This window comes from Streptomyces sp. BK79, assembly GCF_044142145.1.
Classification (GTDB): domain Bacteria; phylum Actinomycetota; class Actinomycetes; order Streptomycetales; family Streptomycetaceae; genus Streptomyces.
Map to the genome: position 1 here is coordinate 1 of NZ_JBHVOC010000067.1, position 2,179 is coordinate 2,179.

Here is a 2,179-nt window from a genome sequence, read left to right on the forward strand (position 1 = left end):
GGCGAGCCAGAGTCCGCGCTGTCCGAAGGAGAGCGGAAGCGGTCGGTCGCGGTCGACGGGGACCAACGGTGGAGCGTCCGTCCGGTGTTCGGTGCCGGTCAGGTAAGGGGCGAGCTCCCGTACGGTGCCGTGCTGGTACACCATGGGCAGGGGGATCTCGACGCCCAGGTCGGACCGGATCCGGGCGATCATCCGGGCGGCCATGAGGGAATGGCCGCCCAGTGCGAACAGGTTCTCGTCGATGCCGACCGACTCGATCCCGAGCAGCTCGGCGAACACCGCCGCCAAGGTGCGCTCCTCCGGGGTACGCGGGGCGGTGCGCTCGGCGGGCTTCGCACGTTCCGGAGCGGGCAGGGCGCGCCGGTCCAGCTTGCCCGACGCGGTGAGGGGGATCGCGTCCAGTACGACGAGGGACGAGGGGATCAGGTGGCGGGGCACCTGATCGGTGAGAGCGGTCCGCACGGCGGCGGCGAACTCCTCGGGCGAGGGGGTGCCCCTGGGCACGACGTAGCCGACGAGCTCACGCTCGCCGGGGCGGTCCTCCCGTACGACGGCGACCGCGGCGGCGACGGACTCCTGCCGTCGAAGTGCCGCCGCGACCTCGGCGGGTTCGATGCGAAAGCCGCGGATCTTGACCTGCTCGTCGGCCCGCCCCCGGTACTCGATCACGCCGTCGGCACGTCGACGCACCAGGTCGCCGGTGCGGTACAGCCGGCCGCCGGGCGTGCCGAAGGGGTCGGCGACGAAGCGTTCGGCGGTGAGTCCGGGGCGTCCGAGGTAGCCGCGGGCCAGACCCGCGCCGCCGAGGTACAGCTCGCCGACGACGCCGGCGGGGACGGGGCGCAGGTGTGCGTCGAGCACGTAGGCCCGGGTGTTGTCCATGGGCATGCCGATCGGCATGGACCGGACCGGCAGGTCGGCGGCGGTGACGGGGTGGCAGCTGGCGAACGTGGTGGTCTCGGTCGGTCCGTAGCCGTCGACGACGGTGAGGCCGGGGTGCGCGGTCAGCAGGGCGGTCACCGTCTGGGGCGACACCGCCTCGCCGCCGGCCCACACCTCCCGCACGGTCGCGAAGGTCTCGGGGCTCACGTCGGCCAGGAGGCTGAACAGGCCCGCGGTGAGCCACAGCCCGGTCACCCGGCCGCGCGTGACGGCGCGGCTCAGGTCGGCCGTACCGAGTTCGCCGGGCGGGGCCACGACCACGCGGCCGCCGGACAGCAGGGGAACCCACAGTTCGTAGGTGGACGCGTCGAAGGCGTGCGGGGAGTGCAGCAGGACCCGTTCGTGGTGGCCGTTGCGCCAGCGGGAGTCGAGGGCCAGGGCGATGACGTTGCGGTGGGTCACGGCCACGCCCTTGGGTACGCCGGTCGTGCCCGAGGTGTACATCACGTAGGCGAGCGTGTCCGGGTGCGGGGTGATGTCGGGCCGGTCGTCGGGGCCTTGGGTGTCGGCGGCCGTGGCGAGGGTGGTGATCCCGGTGCCGCGCAGGATCTCGTCGGTGGTGTCGGGCCGCTCGCTGAGGACGAGCCGCGTGCCCGCTTCCTCGAGGAGCAGGCGGGTGCGTCCGGCCGGGTCCCGCCGGTCGAGCGGCAGGTAGGTGCCGCCGGCGGCGAGCACGGCGAGGATCGACACGACGAGGTCCGGGCCCCGGTCGAGGTGGAGTCCGACGGTCTGCTCGGGTGTGAGGCCGGCGGCCAGCAGGCGATGGGCGAGACGGTGTGCCCGCCGGGCCAGTTCCGCGTAGGTGCACGTGGAGCCGTCGGGCAGTTCGAGGGCGATCGCGTCCGGTGTACGGGCGGCCTGCCGGGCGAACAGTTCGGGCAGTGAGGCTTCGGGCAGGGGGCGGTCCGTGTCGTTCCCGGCGGCGAGGAGGTGTTCGCTCTCGGTGCCGTCGAGGAGGGAGACATGGGAGACGGGCCGGTCGGGATCGTCCAGGAGCTGGCGCAGGGCGGTGCCGAGGTGGCGGACGAACCGCTCGACGGTGCTCTGGTCGAACAGTGCGCGGCTGAACACCAGCCTGCCGTTCAGCCCGCCGTCGTCGGCGGGGAAGAGGTAGACCTCCAGGTCCATGCGGGTGAACTCGCGGTCCGTCCGGAAGAGTTCCACGTCGAGGTCGCCCAGCGCGCCGAAGTCCGGGAGCTCGTTGACGATCTGGAACATGACCTGGACGAGCGGGTTC

The 2,179-nt window shown here is 73.0% G+C and carries 1 protein-coding gene; it reads right to left on the minus strand.

Features of this window, described 5'->3' with window-relative positions; genetic code table 11:
* Nucleotides 1-2,179 (minus strand): amino acid adenylation domain-containing protein (locus ACFIF2_RS35765; protein ID WP_395577465.1); only part of this gene is annotated, 2,179 nt, incomplete at both ends.